This window comes from Klebsiella sp. 141203, from assembly GCF_032601985.1.
In the GTDB taxonomy this organism is placed as follows: Bacteria; Pseudomonadota; Gammaproteobacteria; order Enterobacterales; family Enterobacteriaceae; genus Klebsiella; species Klebsiella aerogenes.
In genome coordinates, this window is record NZ_JAQIRL010000003.1 from 527,625 (window position 1) to 545,529 (window position 17,905).

16 protein-coding genes are annotated in these 17,905 nt (G+C 56.8%); 11 read left to right on the forward strand and 5 right to left on the reverse strand.

Going from position 1 to position 17,905, the window contains the following annotated elements:
• The first annotated feature begins 276 nt into the window (after nucleotides 1-276).
• Both aas and lplT read left to right on the forward strand, forming a co-directional pair.
• A complete protein-coding gene (aas, locus tag PGR29_RS15110; protein WP_113372967.1) occupies nucleotides 277-2,436 on the forward strand; it encodes a bifunctional acyl-ACP--phospholipid O-acyltransferase/long-chain-fatty-acid--ACP ligase in 2,160 nt (719 codons plus the stop codon).
• Nucleotides 2,429-3,622, forward strand: coding sequence for a lysophospholipid transporter LplT (gene lplT / locus PGR29_RS15115; protein ID WP_113372966.1), 1,194 nt, complete (start codon nucleotides 2,429-2,431; stop codon nucleotides 3,620-3,622). The genes aas and lplT overlap by 8 nt, the downstream gene beginning before the upstream one ends.
• 84 nt (nucleotides 3,623-3,706) lie before the next feature.
• On the opposite strand, the gene PGR29_RS15120 is transcribed toward lplT, so the two are convergent.
• The 5 genes from PGR29_RS15120 to PGR29_RS15140 all read right to left on the reverse strand — a co-directional run bounded on the left by PGR29_RS15120 (nucleotide 3,707) and on the right by PGR29_RS15140 (nucleotide 7,044).
• Complete coding sequence (locus PGR29_RS15120) at nucleotides 3,707-4,747, reverse strand: NADP(H)-dependent aldo-keto reductase (protein WP_213316470.1); 1,041 nt, start codon at nucleotides 4,745-4,747, stop codon at nucleotides 3,707-3,709.
• 253 nt (nucleotides 4,748-5,000) lie between these two features.
• Complete coding sequence (locus PGR29_RS15125; RefSeq protein ID WP_004867116.1) at nucleotides 5,001-5,219, reverse strand: YgdI/YgdR family lipoprotein; 219 nt, start codon at nucleotides 5,217-5,219, stop codon at nucleotides 5,001-5,003.
• A gap of 123 nt (nucleotides 5,220-5,342) precedes the next feature.
• A complete protein-coding gene (locus PGR29_RS15130; RefSeq protein WP_045396707.1) occupies nucleotides 5,343-6,056 on the reverse strand; it encodes a TerC family protein in 714 nt (237 codons plus the stop codon).
• 63 nt (nucleotides 6,057-6,119) lie between these two features.
• On the reverse strand, nucleotides 6,120-6,815 hold the full coding sequence (gene mutH, locus PGR29_RS15135) for a DNA mismatch repair endonuclease MutH (RefSeq protein ID WP_101705384.1): 696 nt from the start codon (nucleotides 6,813-6,815) through the stop codon (nucleotides 6,120-6,122).
• Nucleotides 6,816-6,879: 64 nt separating this feature from the next.
• A complete protein-coding gene (locus tag PGR29_RS15140) occupies nucleotides 6,880-7,044 on the reverse strand; it encodes a hypothetical protein (RefSeq protein WP_259678470.1) in 165 nt (54 codons plus the stop codon).
• 453 nt (nucleotides 7,045-7,497) lie between these two features.
• Between PGR29_RS15140 and rppH the strand changes: the two genes are divergently transcribed.
• From rppH to recC, 9 genes are all read left to right on the forward strand, one after another.
• Nucleotides 7,498-8,028, forward strand: a complete 531-nt coding sequence (rppH, locus tag PGR29_RS15145; protein WP_015703328.1) for an RNA pyrophosphohydrolase — start codon at nucleotides 7,498-7,500, stop codon at nucleotides 8,026-8,028.
• A 12-nt stretch (nucleotides 8,029-8,040) separates the two neighbouring features.
• Entirely contained in the window at nucleotides 8,041-10,287 is a 2,247-nt protein-coding gene (ptsP, locus tag PGR29_RS15150) for a phosphoenolpyruvate--protein phosphotransferase (protein WP_047078964.1), read from the forward strand.
• A gap of 621 nt (nucleotides 10,288-10,908) precedes the next feature.
• On the forward strand, nucleotides 10,909-11,784 hold the full coding sequence (gene lgt / locus PGR29_RS15155) for a prolipoprotein diacylglyceryl transferase (RefSeq protein WP_087858619.1): 876 nt from the start codon (nucleotides 10,909-10,911) through the stop codon (nucleotides 11,782-11,784).
• Nucleotides 11,785-11,790: 6 nt separating this feature from the next.
• On the forward strand, nucleotides 11,791-12,585 hold the full coding sequence (thyA, locus tag PGR29_RS15160; protein WP_048231318.1) for a thymidylate synthase: 795 nt from the start codon (nucleotides 11,791-11,793) through the stop codon (nucleotides 12,583-12,585).
• Between the two features lie 186 nt (nucleotides 12,586-12,771).
• Nucleotides 12,772-13,236, forward strand: a complete 465-nt coding sequence (locus tag PGR29_RS15165; protein ID WP_316424783.1) for a prepilin peptidase-dependent protein — start codon at nucleotides 12,772-12,774, stop codon at nucleotides 13,234-13,236.
• Complete coding sequence (locus PGR29_RS15170) at nucleotides 13,227-13,790, forward strand: prepilin peptidase-dependent protein (RefSeq protein WP_316424784.1); 564 nt, start codon at nucleotides 13,227-13,229, stop codon at nucleotides 13,788-13,790. The genes PGR29_RS15165 and PGR29_RS15170 overlap by 10 nt, the downstream gene beginning before the upstream one ends.
• Nucleotides 13,787-14,194, forward strand: a complete 408-nt coding sequence (locus PGR29_RS15175; RefSeq protein WP_308958588.1) for a DUF2509 family protein — start codon at nucleotides 13,787-13,789, stop codon at nucleotides 14,192-14,194. The genes PGR29_RS15170 and PGR29_RS15175 overlap by 4 nt, the downstream gene beginning before the upstream one ends.
• Nucleotides 14,179-14,502, forward strand: coding sequence for a prepilin-type N-terminal cleavage/methylation domain-containing protein (locus PGR29_RS15180; protein ID WP_213793496.1), 324 nt, complete (start codon nucleotides 14,179-14,181; stop codon nucleotides 14,500-14,502). The genes PGR29_RS15175 and PGR29_RS15180 overlap by 16 nt, the downstream gene beginning before the upstream one ends.
• A gap of 12 nt (nucleotides 14,503-14,514) precedes the next feature.
• Nucleotides 14,515-17,886, forward strand: coding sequence for an exodeoxyribonuclease V subunit gamma (gene recC, locus PGR29_RS15185; RefSeq protein WP_316424786.1), 3,372 nt, complete (start codon nucleotides 14,515-14,517; stop codon nucleotides 17,884-17,886).
• The last annotated feature ends 19 nt before the right edge of the window (nucleotides 17,887-17,905 follow it).

Here is a 17,905-nt window from a genome sequence, read left to right on the forward strand (position 1 = left end):
CTGTTACAGACAGCGAAAATCGCAATACCTGGTTGCACTTAGGCTCATTCCCTTGCGTTTTCGCGCTGGCGCGGTCGTGGGTAAAAACGCGACAATCAGGGTCCCAGAGGTATTGATTGGTGAGTTTCTTAAGTACGCACTTCGTACTGATTATCTTGCACCGACCTGCGCGGATGCGCAGGTTTTTTTTATTCTGAATTTTCTTCCCCCACACTGCTTTTCCCCGCCTTCTCATGTAACCTGCTCGGAATACTAAATCAGCCACGCGGAGTCGTTATGCTGTTGGGATTTTTTCGATTACTGTTCAAAGGATTGTACCGGGTACGATTGACCGGAGACACTCAGGCGCTCTATCAGGAAAAAGTATTAATTACGCCAAATCATGTCTCATTTCTCGACGGTATTTTACTGGCGCTATTTCTGCCCGTTCGGCCGGTGTTTGCGGTCTATACCTCGATTAGCCAGCGCTGGTTTATGCGGGCGCTGACGCCGCTTATCGACTTTGTTCCGCTGGACCCCACCAAGCCGATGTCAATTAAGCATCTGGTGCGCTTGATTGAGCAGGGACGCCCGGTGGTTATCTTTCCGGAAGGGCGTATTTCGGTAAGCGGTTCGCTGATGAAAATCTACGACGGCGCGGCGTTTGTGGCGGCGAAGTCGAAAGCGACCATTGTGCCGCTGCGAATCGAAGGCGCCGAACTTACGCCATTCAGCCGTCTTAAGGGGCTGGTAAAACGCCGTCTGTTCCCGCGTATTCAGCTCCATTTACTGCCGCCGACGCATCTGCCGATGCCGGAAGCGCCGCGCGCCCGCGATCGGCGAAAAATCGCCGGCGAAATGCTGCACCAGATTATGATGGAAGCGCGCATGGCGGTGCGCCCGCGTGAAACGCTGTATGAGTCGCTACTGGCGGCGCAGGACCGCTTTGGCGCGCGTAAAAACTGCGTGGAAGATATTAATTTCCAGCCGGATACCTACCGGAAACTGTTGACCAAAACGCTGTTCGTCGCGCGTATTCTGGAAAAATACAGCGCGCAGGGCGAGAAAATCGGCCTGATGCTGCCTAACGCCGGTATCAGCGCGGCGGTGATTTTCGGCGCGATTGCCCGCGGGCGTATCCCGGCAATGATGAACTATACCGCCGGCGTCAAAGGACTCAGCAGCGCGATTACCGCCGCGGAAATCAAAACCATTTTTACTTCCCGTACCTTCCTCGATAAAGGCAAACTCTGGCACCTGCCGGAGCAGCTGACTCAGGTGCGCTGGGTGTTTCTGGAAGATCTGAAAGGCGATGTCACTACCGCCGACAAGCTGTGGATATTTGGCCATCTGCTGGCGCCGCGTCTGGCGCAGGTCAAGCAGCAGCCGGAAGATGCGGCGATGATCCTCTTTACCTCCGGCTCGGAGGGGAACCCAAAAGGGGTGGTGCATAGCCATAAAAGCCTGTTGGCTAACGTGGAACAGATTAAAACCATCGCCGATTTTACCGCCAACGATCGCTTTATGTCGGCGCTGCCGCTGTTTCACTCCTTCGGCCTGACGGTCGGCCTGCTGACGCCGCTATTCACCGGCGCGGAAGTGTTCCTCTATCCAAGCCCGCTGCACTATCGGGTGGTGCCGGAGCTGGTCTACGATCGTAACTGTACCGTGTTGTTCGGCACCTCAACCTTCCTCGCCAACTATGCCCGCTTTGCCAACCCATATGATTTTTATCGTCTGCGCTATGTGGTGGCAGGGGCGGAAAAACTGCAGGACAGCACCAAACAGCTGTGGCAGGACAAATTTGGCCTGCGCATCCTTGAAGGCTACGGCGTGACCGAATGTGCGCCGGTGGTCTCCATCAACGTTCCGATGGCGGCGAAAGTCGGTACCGTCGGGCGCATTCTTCCGGGGATGGATGCCCGATTGCTGGCGATGCCGGGCATCGAGCAGGGGGGCCGCCTGCAGTTGAAAGGGCCAAACATCATGAAAGGCTATCTGCGGGTAGAAAACCCCGGCGTGCTGGAAGCGCCGACGGCGGAAAACCAGCACGGTGAAGTGGAGAGCGGCTGGTACGACACCGGCGATATCGTCGTCTTTGACGAGCAGGGCTACGTCCGTATTCAGGGTCGCGCCAAGCGATTCGCCAAAATCGCCGGCGAGATGGTCTCGCTGGAGATGGTCGAGCAGGTCGCTTTGGCGGTCTCGCCGGACAAAATGCACGCCACGGCCATTAAGCAGGACGCCAGCAAAGGCGAGGCGCTGGTGCTGTTTACCACCGATAATGAACTCAATCGCGAAAAGCTGCTGCGCTACGCGCGTGAACACGGCGTACCGGAGCTGGCGGTGCCGCGCGATATTCGTTGGCTGAAACAGCTGCCGGTACTGGGCAGCGGCAAGCCGGACTTTGTCACCCTGAAAGGCATGGTTGAAGAGGCGGAACATACACATGAGTGAGTCAGTGCACACTAACGCTTCACTGTACTCGAAAGGGATGATGGCGGTGATCTGCGCCCAGTTCCTGTCGGCCTTCGGCGATAATGCGCTGCTGTTCGCCACCCTGGCGTTGATGAAGCAGCTCTACTATCCGGAGTGGAGTCAGCCGGTATTGCAGATGTTGTTTGTGGGCGCTTACATTCTCTTTGCGCCGTTTGTCGGGCAATTTGCCGATAGCTTCGCCAAAGGCCGGGTGATGATGGTCGCTAATGGCCTGAAGCTGCTCGGCGCCGGGTGTATTTGCTTTGGCGTCAATCCGTTTATCGGCTATACGCTGGTGGGTATTGGCGCGGCGGCCTATTCGCCGGCGAAATACGGTATTCTGGGCGAACTGACCACCGGCGATAAGTTAGTGAAGGCTAACGGACTGATGGAGTCGTCGACCATCGCGGCGATCCTGCTGGGCTCGATGGCGGGCGGTATTCTTGCGGACTGGCACGTGCTGGCGGCGCTTATCGTTTGTGCGCTGGTTTATGGCGGCGCAGTGGTTGCTAACCTGTGGATCCCGAAACTACCGGCGGCTCGTCCTGGGCAGTCGTGGCGTTTCAGGCCGATGACGCATAGCTTCTTCAGCGCCTGTAAGACGTTGTGGCGTAATAGTGAAACGCGTTTCTCATTGATGGGCACCAGCTTGTTCTGGGGGGCGGGGGTGACGCTGCGCTTCCTGCTGGTGATTTGGGTGCCGGTGGCGCTTGGGATCACCAGTAACGCGATGCCGACCTACCTCAATGCGATGGTCGCCGTCGGGATTGTGGTTGGCGCTGGCGCAGCGGCGAAGCTGGTCACGCTGGAAACCGTCTCGCGCTGTATGCCCGCCGGGATATTGATTGGCGTCGCGGTGATCGTCTTCGCGGTACAGCAGTCGCTACTACCGGCATTTGGCCTACTGCTACTGCTTGGGGTGTGTGGCGGCTTCTTTATCGTGCCGCTGAACGCGCTGCTGCAGGAGCGCGGGAAACATACCGTTGGCGCAGGTAACGCCATTGCGGTACAGAACCTCGGTGAAAACGTGGCGATGTTGCTCATGCTGGGGCTGTACTCGCTGGCGGTCAGCGTTGGGATCCCGCCGGTTGGCGTGGGGATAGGATTTGGCGCGGTCTTTGCGCTAGCCATCGCTGCGCTGTGGTGGTGGGGACGGCGTAAATAATCCCCGGAGAGGGACGGATTCACAAATGTCTGCTCTCCGGTAGCCCGGGTAAGGCGTTAGCCGCTACCCGGGGTTTTTACCCTCTTACGGCGCCGGGTAGGTATACACCTTATGCACCGCCTCAATCTCCGCTAACACCTCTTCGCTCAGCTCAAGATGCAAACTTTCGACGTTGGTCTTGAGCTGCTCCATGGTCGTGGCCCCGAGCAGGGTGCTGGCGACAAACGGCTGGCGACGCACAAAGGCCAGCGCCATTTGCGCCGGATCGAGATTGTGGCGTTTGGCAATGTCCACATAAGCGGCCACCGCTTTCTGCGCCTGCTCGCCGCTGTAGCGGGTAAAGCGGCTAAATAGCGTATTGCGTGCGCCAGCCGGCTGCGCGCCGTTGAGGTACTTACCGGTCAGCGTACCGAACGCCAGGCATGAATACGCCAGCAGCTCAACGCCCTCATATTGGCTCACTTCCGCCAGCCCCACTTCGTAGCTGCGGTTAAGCAGGCTGTACGGGTTTTGAATCGTGACGATGCGCGGCAGGTCGTGCTTATCGGCCAGATGCAGATAGCGCATGACGCCAAAGGCGGTTTCGTTAGAGACGCCGATATAGCGGATTTTACCGGCGCGCTGGAATTCGGTGAGGGCTTCCAGCGTATCGAGCAGGGTGACCACCGGCGCGGAGTCGCTCCAGGTATAGCCCAGCTTGCCGAAACAGTTGGTCTGGCGCTGTGGCCAGTGTACCTGATAGAGGTCGAGATAATCGGTTTGCAGACGTTTGAGGCTGTCGTGCAGCGCGTCGCGAATGTTTTTGCGATCCAGCGCGTGATTCGGGCGAATGCTGCTGTCGTTATTGCGCGCCGGACCGCTGACTTTAGAGGCGATAATCAGCTTTTCGCGGTTGCCGCGTTTCGCCAGCCAGTTGCCGACGTAGGTTTCGGTCAGACCCTGGGTTTCCGGGCGCGGCGGGACAGGATACATTTCGGCGACATCAATCAGGTTGATTCCCTGACTTACGGCGTAGTCGAGCTGTTCATGAGCGTCGGCCTCGCTATTTTGTTCACCAAACGTCATTGTGCCCAGCCCCAGCGTGCTGATTTCAAGAGAACTGTGTGGGATACGGTGATACTGCATAGCCGGCTTCCTTATTTTTATCAACAAGGTCAGGAGTTTCCCGACAAATCTATCTCCCCACAAACTTCAAAGCGCTTGCAGGCTGATGGGAATAACAACATGGCAGAGGGAGAGAAAAAGAGAAAGGGAAAATATCAAAAAAGCCGGGTCTGGAGATCCTGAAGGGGGCTGCCCTGGGGATATAGCAGGGGGATCCCGACTCTTTTCTGTGGCTGTGGTTGTCGGAAAATATGCGGTTAACCGACGAAAAAGCTTAACGCTTAATAATTTGTGACACGTCGTCGCGGTTGATCTGCATTTTATTGCCTTGCTGATCTTCGTAGCTTATCAAACCGGTGTCATCGTCAACCGCCGGTTTACCGTCGGTAAGAATCATACGTCCATCTTTTGTCGCCATGACATAATCGCTGCTGCAACCGGAAACCGAGAACGCCAGTCCTACGGCGGAAATCAATACTGCCCATTTTTTCATCGTCATTACCTCTCTTATGGCCGCACCTCGTACCAGTATATTAATAGCCTGATTTGTGAGACATAAAAAGCAGTAAAGTCTTAAAAAGGATTGCAGCCCGCTTCCGGACTGCAATTTTGTGGCTTACAGCGGGTTTTTCTTATTGCGCATCAGGTTGAGCGTTTCGACCGCAATGGAGAAGAACATCGCGAAGTAGATGTAACCTTTCGGGACATGCACATCGAAGCTCTCCAGCATCAAGGTGAAGCCGACCAGGATCAGAAACGACAAGGCCAACATTTTGACCGACGGGTGACGGTCAACGAAGTCGCCGATCGGACGCGCGGCAAACATCATCACTCCAACCGCAATCACCACCGCGGCCATCATAATGAACAGATGATCGGAGAGACCCACGGCGGTAATGACTGAATCAAGGCTGAAGATGATATCCAGCAGCATGATCTGCACGATGGCGCCAAAGAAGGAGTGGACGTTGGTTTTAAGACCTTCTTCCTCGCCTTCAATAGATTCGTGGATCTCTTTACTCGCTTTCCAGATAAGGAACAGGCCGCCGAGCAGCAGGATCAGGTCGCGAAACGAGATCTCCTGCCCGAATACGGTGAAGAGCGGGTTGGTGAGCTTAACGACCCAGGCGATAGACGCCAGCAGGCCGAGACGCATCAGCATGGCTCCCATTAGCCCGATACGCCGCGCATGGGCGCGTTGAGCGGTGGGAAGCTTAGCGACAACCAGAGAGAGAAAAATAATATTATCGATCCCGAGAACGATCTCCAGCAGCGTCAGCGTGCCGAGCGCCAGCCAGGCGTTAGGATCGGTTATCCATGCAAATAACATTGTTCAAAGTCCTGCAAAAAATAAAGTGGTAATTATATGCAGGCGTTATGGCAGAACAAAAAATTATTCATGGCCTAAGAGAAAATGACGCGCAAGCAGCGCGGCGGTGAAGTTTTTTTTCAGATAAAAGCCGCGCGGTAGGGTGAGGATCGGCTCGCCGTGGGCGCCGATCGCTTCCGTTAGCGCTTTGCTGTTGGCCGCTTTTGGGCGCAGCTGCAGTACTTCGCCGTGGCGGGCGGTGATTCGTTCAACCTGGCCGAGCACGATAAGATCCATCAACTCCTCCCAGTCCATACGCAACTGGCGATCTTCTTCCTCGTCCGGCGTCCACAGCAGCGGCGCGCCGACGCGGCGTTCCGCCAGCGGGATTTCGCGCTCGCCTTCTACCGGGATCCACAGCACGCGTTGCAGCTTATGCCGTACGTGGCTGCTTTCCCAGGTCACGCCGCTATTACCGGTTAGCGGCGCTACGCAAACAAACGTGGTCTCCAGAGGTCGGCCCTGACGGTCAATGGGAATGGTTTTCAGCTCCACGCCTAAGGCGGCGAAATCCTGCTCGGGTTTGCTTCCGGCGCTGGCGCCCAGCCAAATCTCCAGCAGGATGCCAATCCAGCCCTTATCGCGTTTCAGATCGCGAGGAATAGGGATCCCTGCCAGCGCCGCCAGTTCACCCAGCGAATAACCCGCCAGCCGCTGGGCCTGAGCAAGAAGTTGCTCCTGACTTTGCGGCGGAGCGGTAAGCGGAGCGATGGCTGGCATGATAGAAAACCTCTGGTCAAAAAATGAGCGCTATTTTTGTGCGTTGTGGATAGAGTTTACCTTTTTATGGGTAACTATACCAATATGATGATTTATATATGTTTTTTATCCTACTTTTCCGTTTGTGAAAACAGTGAAAACGGGTTTTCCAGAACTGGTCACTGACAATGAACAGGATCTTACACCATGTTATCCACAGAAAAATGGGATAACTGGGGAAAAGCCTCACTACTGGTTCGATTTACAGCCTTGACGTGCGACGAAAATCGAATTTTTAGACAAAATGTGCCCGACGAATGTGCTTTATCTGTGGATAAAAGCGGCATTGTTCGATCTTTCATCAGTTGCCGGATCGCATATGTGATGATCATCACGTTATGCTGTAATTTGTCGGCGAGAAGTATGATAACTTAATGAATAGTATGTCATTATTAAATGGTTCCATCTCTACGTCGTTCGGACTACTCCGGGTTTTCCCTGGTTAATTCCGTACTTCTTCACAACTCTATCCACAGAAAAAGTGAATAAAATGGCCCGGGGATGGCGTTCACTGTTTATAACTCGGGTGATTACTGTGAGTTATTCAAATGTTATTCGTTATCACGCCACACAGAGAGTGGTTTACCGTTTCCAACGAGTGTGAAACAATCATTCACATTGAAGCTTATTTTGAGGTAGTCCGGTGATTGATGACGATGGCTACCGCCCAAATGTCGGCATTGTAATTTGTAACCGTCAGGGCCAGGTGATGTGGGCCCGGCGTTATGGTCAGCACTCGTGGCAGTTCCCGCAAGGGGGCATTAATCCAGGCGAGTCCGCCGAGCAGGCAATGTATCGGGAATTGTTCGAAGAGGTTGGGTTAAGCCGCAAAGATGTGCGGATCCTGGCCTCGACCCGTAACTGGCTGCGTTACAAGCTGCCTAAACGTTTGGTGCGTTGGGACACAAAGCCGGTTTGTATCGGTCAGAAGCAGAAGTGGTTTCTTCTACAACTGGTCGGCAGCGATACGGCTATTAATATGCAAACCAGCAGTACACCTGAGTTTGATGGCTGGCGATGGGTAAGCTACTGGTACCCGGTTCGTCAGGTGGTGTCGTTTAAGCGCGACGTTTACCGCCGGGTGATGAAAGAGTTCGCGGGCGTCACGATGTCGCTTGCTGAAACCACACCCAAGCCGCAAAGCGCGCCTGCTTATCGACGTAAAAGAGGTTAAGCCACGCACATTATGCTCACTCGGTTGCGAGAAATAGTCGAGAAGGTCGCCAGCGCGCCGCGTTTAAACGAGGCGCTGGATATCCTGGTTACGGATGTCTGTAAAGCGATGGAAACGGAAGTTTGTTCGGTTTACCTGGCTGACAACGATCGACGTTGCTATTACCTGATGGCCACGCGCGGGCTGAAAAAACCTCGCGGGCGCACAGTCGCACTCGCATTTGATGAAGGTCTCGTGGGGCTGGTGGGGCGTCTGGCCGAGCCTATCAACCTGGCCGATGCGCAAAAACATCCCAGCTTTAAGTATATTCCAGCCGTTAAGGAGGAACGCTTCCGCGCCTTCCTTGGCGTGCCGATTATCCAGCGGCGTCAGCTGCTGGGTGTGCTGGTAGTCCAGCAGCGTGAGCTGCGCCAGTTCGATGAAAGCGAAGAGTCCTTCCTTGTCACCCTCGCCACCCAGATGGCCGCGATTCTCTCCCAATCACAGTTAAATGCGCTGTTTGGGCAGTATCGTCAGACCCGCATCCGCGCGCTGCCGGCATCATCCGGGGTGGCGATTGCCGAAGGCTGGATGGATGCTAGCCTGCCGTTGATGGAGCAGGTCTACGAGGCCTCGACGCTGGATACCGCTTCCGAGCGCGAACGTCTCACCGGCGCGCTGGAAGAGGCGGCGAATGAGTTTCGTCGCTACAGCAAGCGCTACGCCGCCGGGGCGCAAAAAGAGACGGCGGCTATTTTTGACCTCTATTCGCACCTGTTATCCGATGCGCGCCTGCGCCGTGAGTTATTCGATGAAGTCGACAAAGGCTCCGTCGCTGAATGGGCGGTGAAAAAAGTCATTGAGAAATTTGCCGAGCAGTTTGCCGCGCTCAGTGATGGCTACCTGAAAGAGCGGGCGGGGGATTTGCGTACTCTCGGGCAGCGGCTGTTGTTTCATCTCGACGACACCACCCAGGGGCCGAATACCTGGCCTGAGCGCATTATTCTGGTGGCCGATGAACTGTCGGCAACCACGCTTGCGGAAGTGCCGCAGGACCGCTTAGTCGGGGTGGTGGTGCGCGACGGCGCGGCCAACTCCCACGCGGCGATCATGGTGCGTGCGTTGGGCATCCCGACGGTAATGGGCGCCGACATTCAGCCGTCACTGCTGCATGGCCATACGTTGATCGTTGATGGCTATCGCGGCGATCTGTTGGTCGATCCCGAACCGGTGCTGCTACAAGAGTATCAGCGGTTAATCAGCGAAGAGAACGAGCTGAGCCGGCTGGCGGAAGACGATCTTGAACGCGCTTCCGAGCTGAAAAGCGGCGAACGGGTAAAAGTGATGCTCAACGCAGGCCTGAGCCCGGAGCATGAAGAGAAGCTCGGCAGCTTTATCGATGGTATCGGGCTTTACCGCACCGAAATTCCGTTTATGTTACAAAGCGGCTTCCCCTCCGAAGAGGAGCAGGTCGCCCAGTATCAGGGCATGCTGCAGATGTTTAACAGCAAGCCCGTGACCCTGCGAACGCTGGATATCGGCGCCGATAAACAACTGCCGTATATGCCGATTAGCGAAGAGAACCCGTGCCTTGGCTGGCGCGGGATCCGTATTACGCTCGATCAGCCAGAGATCTTCTTGATCCAGGTGCGCGCCATGCTGCGCGCCAATGCCGCCACCGGCAATCTCAGCATTCTGCTGCCGATGGTCACCAGCCTCGAAGAGGTTGACGAAGCCCGCCGCCTGATCGAGCGCGCCAGTCGCGAAGTCGAAGAGATGATTGGTTACGCGATTCCGCGCCCGCGCCTTGGGGTGATGCTGGAAGTGCCGTCAATGGTCTTTATGCTGCCGCAGTTGGCAAACCGCATCGACTTTATCTCCGTCGGCACCAATGACCTGACGCAATACATCCTCGCGGTCGACCGCAATAATACCCGCGTCGCCAATATGTACGACTGCCTGCACCCTGCGGTATTGCGGGCGCTGGCGATGATTGCCCATGACGCCGAGCGTTTTGGTATCGATCTGCGCTTGTGCGGCGAAATGGCCGGCGACCCGATGTGCGTCACCATCCTGGTGGGCCTCGGCTATCGCCATTTGTCGATGAACGGCCGTTCGGTCGCGCGCGTGAAATATCTGCTGCGCCGTATCGATATCGAAGAAGCGCAGGAGCTGTCACGGCGCAGTCTGGAAGCGCAGATGACCACGGAAGTGCGCCACCAGGTGGCGGCGTTTATGGAGCGCCGCGGTCTCGGCGGCCTGATCCGCGGCGGACGGTAACGTAGATAGTGTTATCGGTTTGCAACTTTTTTGGTCCGGGAAAAACAGTTGTTTTTTATTATTTCAGAGCAGATTGCGCTCCCGATATTTCTTCTGCGTTATGTCTATCATGGCGCAGGGAGCGCACAAAGGGCGGCCAGTCGCCGCCGCCCTCTGTACTCCCGGGCTCTGGCCGCCAAAATCGCCACTTCGTGGTACCTTCGACTTATCCCGGCAGGCTTCGGGTCGGGCCGAGGCAGCGTCCCTGCAAGTCACGGCCCTCAGCCCGCATCCATGCGGGCTGCCCCGGCCTGCCGGGAACGTCTCAGCGATTTTGAGGCCACCAACACCGGCAGTTTCAGTAGCCATGGGGACAAGGTAGAGATCTTAAGCTCGCAATGGCACGGACCGTAGGTCGGGTAAGGCGTTAGCCGCCACCCGACAAAAAAACGGCACCGCGTAGCGAGCCCGGGGAAAAACCGCACGCTGTTAGCATCCGTATACATATCTTTTACACGTTCAGCGCGGATCGCACTACACGCTTATGCTATCATTCGCCTCCTTCGGAGTGCCCGTTTTAAGCGGGCACGGATCATCACCGCTGTCCACTTTCGGCGGAATAACAAGTCTTTATGGTGACAGATGAATAGTGGCTACCTGCATTTTCCGGAGTTCGATCCGGTAATATTTTCCATTGGACCGGTCTCTCTCCACTGGTACGGCTTAATGTACCTGGTTGGTTTCGTCTTTGCGATGTGGCTGGCCACCCGTCGGGCCAATCGTCCGGGCAGCGGCTGGACGAAAAATGAAGTGGAAAACCTGCTCTACGCGGGCTTCCTCGGCGTATTCCTCGGCGGCCGTATCGGCTATGTGATGTTCTACAACCTGCCGGTCTTCCTTAGCGACCCGCTATATCTGTTCCGCGTCTGGGATGGCGGCATGTCGTTCCACGGCGGCCTGATCGGCGTGATTCTGGTGATGATTATCTTCGCCAAACGCACCAAGCGTACCTTCTTCCAGGTCTCCGATTTCATCGCGCCGCTGATCCCGTTTGGCCTCGGCGCCGGGCGTCTGGGCAACTTTATCAACGGTGAGCTGTGGGGCCGCGTTGACCCGAGCTTCCATTATGCGATGATTTTCCCGGGCTCGCGCGCTGAGGACCTGGCGCTGCTGCCGTCGCACCCGGAATGGCAATCATTATTCGATACCTACGGCGCGCTGCCGCGTCACGCCTCGCAGCTTTATGAGCTGGCGCTGGAAGGCGTGGTGCTGTTCCTGATCCTGAACCTGTTTATCCGTAAACCGCGCCCGACCGGTTCCGTTTCCGGCCTGTTCCTGATTGGCTACGGCCTGTTCCGCATTATCGTGGAATTCTTCCGTCAGCCGGACGCACAGTTTACCGGCGGCTGGGTGCAGTACATCAGTATGGGTCAGATTCTTTCGATCCCGATGGTGCTTGCGGGTATCATTATGATGGTTTGGGCTTATCGTCATCGTCCGCAGCAACAAAACTCTTGAGGAACCATGAAACAGTATCTTGATTTGATGCAGAAAGTGCTCGCTGAGGGCACGCCAAAAAATGACCGCACCGGCACTGGCACCATCTCTATCTTCGGCCATCAGATGCGTTTTAACCTGCAGGAAGGCTTCCCGCTGGTGACTACCAAGCGCTGTCATTTACGCTCCATCATCCATGAACTGCTGTGGTTCCTGCAGGGCGACACTAACATTGCCTATCTGCACGAAAATAACGTCACCATCTGGGACGAGTGGGCGGATGAGAATGGCGATCTGGGGCCGGTTTACGGCAAACAGTGGCGTTCCTGGCCCGCGCCGGACGGCCGCCATATCGACCAGATCAGTACGGTCATGGAACAGTTGAAAAATGACCCGGACTCCCGCCGTATCATCGTGTCGGCATGGAACGTCGGTGAGCTGGATAAAATGGCGCTGGCGCCGTGCCACGCGTTCTTCCAGTTCTACGTCGCCGACGGCAAACTCTCCTGCCAGCTGTATCAGCGCTCCTGCGACGTGTTCCTCGGCCTGCCGTTCAACATCGCCAGCTATGCGCTGCTGGTGCATATGGTGGCGCAGCAGTGCGATCTGGAAGTGGGCGATTTTGTCTGGACCGGTGGTGACACTCATCTCTACAGCAATCACCTGGAGCAGACTAACCTGCAGCTGAGCCGCGAACCGCGTCCGCTGCCGAAGCTGGTCATTAAGCGCAAACCGGCGTCGATTTTCGACTACCGTTTTGAAGACTTCGAAATTGAAGGTTATGACCCGCATCCGGGAATTAAAGCGCCTGTGGCGATTTAACGTCTCTGTAGTGATGACAAACCGGCGCCAGCAGCGCCGGTTTTTTTATGCCCTTTGCAGAATTTTGCGAGCCTGATTCCTGACGCCGCTCAATATCCTGCAACTGGCGAATTTTTTCCCGAGCCGCGACGCGAACCGTAGATTTACCATTCGAATGGATGATCGGAGCAATGCATACTCGACGCCATGAACAGACAGCATGGCTACACCCTAATTGAAATGCTGGTCACCATGATGCTGGTGGTCATCCTCAGCGCTAGCGGTATGTACGGCTGGCAGCGCTGGCAACAGCAACAGCGCTTGTGGCAGGTCGCCTGCCAGGTGCGCGATTATCTCGTGCTGCTGCGCGATGACGCCAACTGGCACAACCGCGACCGCGTCATTAGCATCGGACAATCGCCCGCCGGCTGGTGTCTGAGCGCAAGCGGGGTGGAGGCTGACTGTCACGCGAAAACGCCTTTTACCCTACAGCCGCTATGGCCGGGAATTACGCTGCAACATTTGACGGCGGGCATTGGTTTTTACGGCCTGCGCAACAGCGCCTGGGGCGGACATATCCTGTTGCAAGGCGATGGCGAAGCGTGGCGGATTGTTGTCTCTAACTGGGGACGCATACGCCTGTGTCGGGAAGGGGAGGAATTATGCCAGTAGCGGCGCGCGGTTTTTCGCTCATTGAAACGCTGATTGCTATGGCGATTGGCTCGGTATTACTGCTCGGAGCCGCTCGTTTCCTTCCGGCGCTACAGCGCCAGATTCTTCGCCAAACGCAGCAGCAGGCGCTGGAAAATGAGCTATGGCAGCGGGTCTATGCGTTAGCCAAACATTTGCAGCGCGCCGGATATTGCGCGGGTCACTGTAATGGTCAGGCGCTGGTGACTGCCGACGGCGGGCAGTGCGTTATTGTTCGCTGGGATGGCAACAGCAATGGCATTTGGGAGCTGGCGCCGGAGGCCGATGCCGATTCTACCGGTTTTCGCCTGCGCGATGGGGCGCTGGAAACGCGGCGCGGCGTCACTGACTGCGGCGGTAAAAATTGGGAGAAAATGACCAATCCCGCAGCCATAACGGTAACGAGTTTTCACGTTGAGCGGCAGGCGATAAGCGGGTTCTCTCCTGAACTTATCGTTACCCTGGGGGGGCAGGCGCAATCGGACTCGCGTATTTCCACCGAGGCGCAATATCGGGTAACGGGGTTCAACCTGTGAAACGCCAGCGCGGAGTTTCATCGCTACTGATGGTGCTGCTATTACTGGCGCTGGGCAGCCTGCTGCTGCAGGGAATGAACCAGCAGCAGCGATCGCTGCTGGCGCAGGTGAGCGCCGAAACCCAGGCGATTCGCGATACGGCCGCCGCGCAGTCGGCGCTGCAGTGGGGCAAAGGGGTGAACTGGCCGCTGCAGAGCGCTGTGGTGTGTCAACAGGAAAACAGCCAACGCTGGCGAGCGTGCCTGCGGCTTTTTAATGATGGCCGCGCGCTGCTTATCGCCGGCAGCGGCACAGTACAGCTGTGGCAGTCAGCATGGGTTGAACAGGGCGTGCTGCGCTATTTAGCGCATGGATGGAGCGATTTTTGCCCGTTAAAGGAGAGTGCGTTATGCCTGATGCCGTAGCGCGCCAGCGCGGTTTTAGTCTGGCGGAGACATTATTAGCGATGGCGCTGTTAATCATGACCATCGCGGCGCTTGGCGGTTATCACCGCGGGCTGGCCAGCGGCGCCGCTCAATTGAACGCCTATCGCCAGCAGTGGCGGGAAGCGTGGCGCTTTAGCCAGCTCATTCCCCCGGCACAGCCCGCGAAAGGGCAAATAAGCCGCTTGCAGACATCCAGGCAAAGTTGTGTCAGCATCACGGTAACGATCACCATGCCCGCCGCTAAGCGGGTGCAGATGAACCGGCTACATTGTCCGGTAAATCAGTAGTCAGGAGCGAATATGTTAAGGGTGTACCACTCAAACCGTCTGGATGTGCTTGAAGCGTTGATGGAGTTTATCGTCGAGCGCCAGCGGCTGGATGACCCTTTCATGCCGGAAATGGTGCTGGTGCAAAGTACCGGTATGGCGCAATGGTTGCAGATGACGCTGGCAAAGCGCTTCGGTATTGCGGCGAATATCGAGTTTCCGCTGCCGGCCAGCTTTATCTGGGATATGTTCGTTCGCGTGCTAGACGATATTCCCGGCGAGAGCGCCTTCAGTAAACAGAGCATGAGCTGGAAGCTGATGACCCTGCTACCGCAGTATCTCGACGATGAAGCCTTCACATTACTGCGCCACTATCTGAGCGATGATAGCGACAAACGTAAGCTGTTCCAGCTTGCCGCGCGGGTGGCCGACCTGTATGACCAGTATCTGGTCTATCGCCCGGAGTGGCTGATGCGCTGGGAGGCCGATGAACGGGTGGACGGGCTGGGCGACGCTCAGCAGTGGCAGGCGCCGCTGTGGAAAGCGTTAGTCGAATACACCGCAGAGCTTGGGCAACCGCTGTGGCACCGCGCCAATCTGTACCAGCGCTTTATCAGCGCGTTGGAAAATGCTGACCAGCCGCCAGCCGGGCTGCCGTCGCGGGTCTTTATCTGCGGCATCTCGGCGCTGCCGCCGGTGTATTTGCAGGCCCTGCAGGCGCTGGGTAAGCATGTCGATGTCTATGTACTCTTCACCAACCCCTGTCGCTACTACTGGGGCGATATTAAAGATCCGGCGTTTCTTGCCAAACTGATGTCGCGCCAGCGCCGCCACCACCGCGAGGCACGCGAGCTGCCGCTGTTCCGCGACACTGAACAGGCGCCGGGATTGTTTAATGATGATGGCGAGCAGGATGTCGGCAATCCGCTGCTGGCCTCGTGGGGCAAGCTCGGGCGCGATTATATCTATCTGCTGGCAGGGCTGGAGCGCTATGAAGAGCTGGACGCCTTTGTCGATATCGCCCCCGATAACCTGCTGCATAACCTTCAGGCCGATATTCTGGAACTGCGCAACGCCGCGGTGGCAGGGCGCACTGCGCAAGAGTTCGCCAGCAGTAAGAGTAAGCGTCCGCTGGCGAATGACGACCGCAGCCTGGCTATCCACGTCTGCCATAGCCCGCAACGTGAAGTGGAAGTGCTGCATGACCGGCTGCTGGCGATGCTGGAAGAAGACCCGACGCTGACGCCGCGCGATATTATCGTTATGGTCGCCGATATCGACAGCTACAGTCCCTATATTCAGGCGGTTTTCGGCGCGGCGCGCGGCGAACGCTGGCTGCCGTGGGCGATTTCCGACCGACGGGCGCGGGAATCGCACCCGGCGTTACAGGCGTTTATCACGTTGCTTTCTCTGCCTGACAGCCGCTTCGCCAGTGAAGACGTGCTGGCGCTGCTGGATGTGCCGGTGCTGGCGGCGCGCTTCAATATCAATGAAGAGGGGTTGCGCTACCTGCGCCAGTGGGTCAATGAATCCGGTGTACGTTGGGGCATGGATGACGATAACGTGCGCGAAATGGATCTTCCGGCGACCGGCCAGCATACCTGGCGTTTTGGGTTAACGCGTATGCTGCTGGGGTATGCGATGGACAGCAGCCAGGGCGAGTGGCAGTCGGTGCTGCCCTATGATGAATCCAGCGGACTGATTGCCGAGCTGGTGGGGAATCTCGCGTCGTTACTGATGCAGCTCAATCTATGGCGCCGCGGTCTGGCGCAGGATCGCCCGCTGACAGAGTGGCTGCCGGTGTGCCGCGATCTACTCACAGATTTCTTCCTGCCGGACAGTGAAACCGAAGCGGCGCTGGCGCTGATTGAACAGCAATGGCAAGCCATCATCGATGGTGGGCTGGATGCGCAGTACGGGGCTGCCGTGCCGCTATCGCTGCTGCGTGATGAGCTGGCGCAGCGCCTCGATCAGCAGCGGATCAGCCAGCGTTTCCTGGCCGGGCCGGTGAATATCTGCACCCTGATGCCGATGCGTTCTATTCCCTTCAAAGTTGTCTGCCTGCTGGGGATGAACGACGGCGTCTACCCGCGTACTCTCGCGCCGCTGGGTTTCGATTTAATGAGCCAAAAACCGCAGCGCGGCGACCGTAGCCGTCGCGACGACGACCGCTATCTGTTCCTGGAAGCGCTGATGTCGGCCGAACAGAAGCTATACATCAGCTATATCGGCCGCTCTATTCAGGATAATAGCGAGCGTTATCCTTCGGTGCTGGTACAGGAACTGGCGGACTATATCGGTCAGAGCCACTGCCTTGAAGGCGATGAAGCGCTGGACTGCGATGCCAGCGAACGCCGCGTTAAAGAGCACATTACCCATCTGCATACGCGTATGCCTTTTGATGCCGCCAATTACCTGCCGGATGAAGATCAGAGCTATGCAAGAGAGTGGCTGGCCGCCGCCAGCCAGCAGGGAGAGGCGCATAGTGAATTTATCCAGCCGCTTGCGCCGCTCGATATCGATACGCTGCCGTTCGAACAGCTGTTACGCTTTTGGCAGCATCCGGTGCGGGCTTTCTTCCAGCAGCGTCTGCGGGTAAGTTTCCGCTCTGAAGAGAGCGAGATCCCCGAAGATGAGCCTTTCGTGCTTGAAGGGCTAAGCCGTTACCAGTTGAACCAACAGTTGCTGAATACGCTGATTGAACAGCAGGATGCGTCAGCGATGTATCGTCGTTTTCGTGCGGCGGGTGAGCTACCTTTTGGCGCGTTTGGCGAACTGGCATGGGAGGCGCAGCGTCAGGAAATGCAGAACCTGGCTGAGCGGGTTATTGCCAGTCGTCAGCCCGCGCAAAGTATGGAGATCGACCTACAGTGCAACGGTATCAATCTCACCGGCTGGCTACAGCAGGTACAGCCGGATGGGCTATTGCGCTGGCGGCCGTCGCTGCTGAGCGTCTCTCAGGGCGTGCAACTTTGGCTGGAACATCTTGTCTATTGTGCTAGCGGCGGTCTCGGCGAAAGCCGCTTGTTCGTGCGCAAGGAAGGCGAGTGGCGTTTCCCGCCGCTGGCGGCGGAGCAGGCGCAGGCGTATCTGAATGAGCTGGTAGAAGGCTACCTGCAGGGGATGTCAAAACCGCTACTGCTGTTGCCGGAAAGCGGCGGCGCGTGGCTAAAAGCCTGTTATGACGCGGAAAAGGATGTCATGTTAATGGATGACGAAACGCAACAAAAAGCGCGCAGTAAGTTCCTTCAGGCCTACGAAGGTAATATGGTGGTGAGCGGCGAAGGTGCCGATATCTGGTACCAGCGCCTGTGGCGCACTCTTGAGCCTGCGTACTATGAAGAGATTATCGCGCAGGCTCAGCGTTATCTGTTGCCGATATTTCGTTTCCATCAGTCCGAATAAAATTGTAATAGTATAAAAA

Bases quoted from the DNA above. Each gene is read 5' to 3' on its own strand.
- ptsP (WP_047078964.1), top strand. From the start codon at position 8,041: ATGCTCACTCGGTTGCGAGAAATAGTCGAGAAGGTCGCCAGCGCGCCG.
- recC (WP_316424786.1), top strand. From the start codon at position 14,515: ATGTTAAGGGTGTACCACTCAAACCGTCTGGATGTGCTTGAAGCGTTG.
- lplT (WP_113372966.1), top strand. From the start codon at position 2,429: ATGAGTGAGTCAGTGCACACTAACGCTTCACTGTACTCGAAAGGGATG.
- mutH (WP_101705384.1), bottom strand. From the start codon at position 6,815: ATGCCAGCCATCGCTCCGCTTACCGCTCCGCCGCAAAGTCAGGAGCAA.
- PGR29_RS15130 (WP_045396707.1), bottom strand. From the start codon at position 6,056: ATGTTATTTGCATGGATAACCGATCCTAACGCCTGGCTGGCGCTCGGC.
- PGR29_RS15125 (WP_004867116.1), bottom strand. From the start codon at position 5,219: ATGAAAAAATGGGCAGTATTGATTTCCGCCGTAGGACTGGCGTTCTCG.
- lgt (WP_087858619.1), top strand. From the start codon at position 10,909: ATGAATAGTGGCTACCTGCATTTTCCGGAGTTCGATCCGGTAATATTT.
- PGR29_RS15180 (WP_213793496.1), top strand. From the start codon at position 14,179: ATGCCTGATGCCGTAGCGCGCCAGCGCGGTTTTAGTCTGGCGGAGACA.
- thyA (WP_048231318.1), top strand. From the start codon at position 11,791: ATGAAACAGTATCTTGATTTGATGCAGAAAGTGCTCGCTGAGGGCACG.
- PGR29_RS15120 (WP_213316470.1), bottom strand. From the start codon at position 4,747: ATGCAGTATCACCGTATCCCACACAGTTCTCTTGAAATCAGCACGCTG.
- PGR29_RS15170 (WP_316424784.1), top strand. From the start codon at position 13,227: ATGCCAGTAGCGGCGCGCGGTTTTTCGCTCATTGAAACGCTGATTGCT.
- PGR29_RS15165 (WP_316424783.1), top strand. From the start codon at position 12,772: ATGAACAGACAGCATGGCTACACCCTAATTGAAATGCTGGTCACCATG.
- aas (WP_113372967.1), top strand. From the start codon at position 277: ATGCTGTTGGGATTTTTTCGATTACTGTTCAAAGGATTGTACCGGGTA.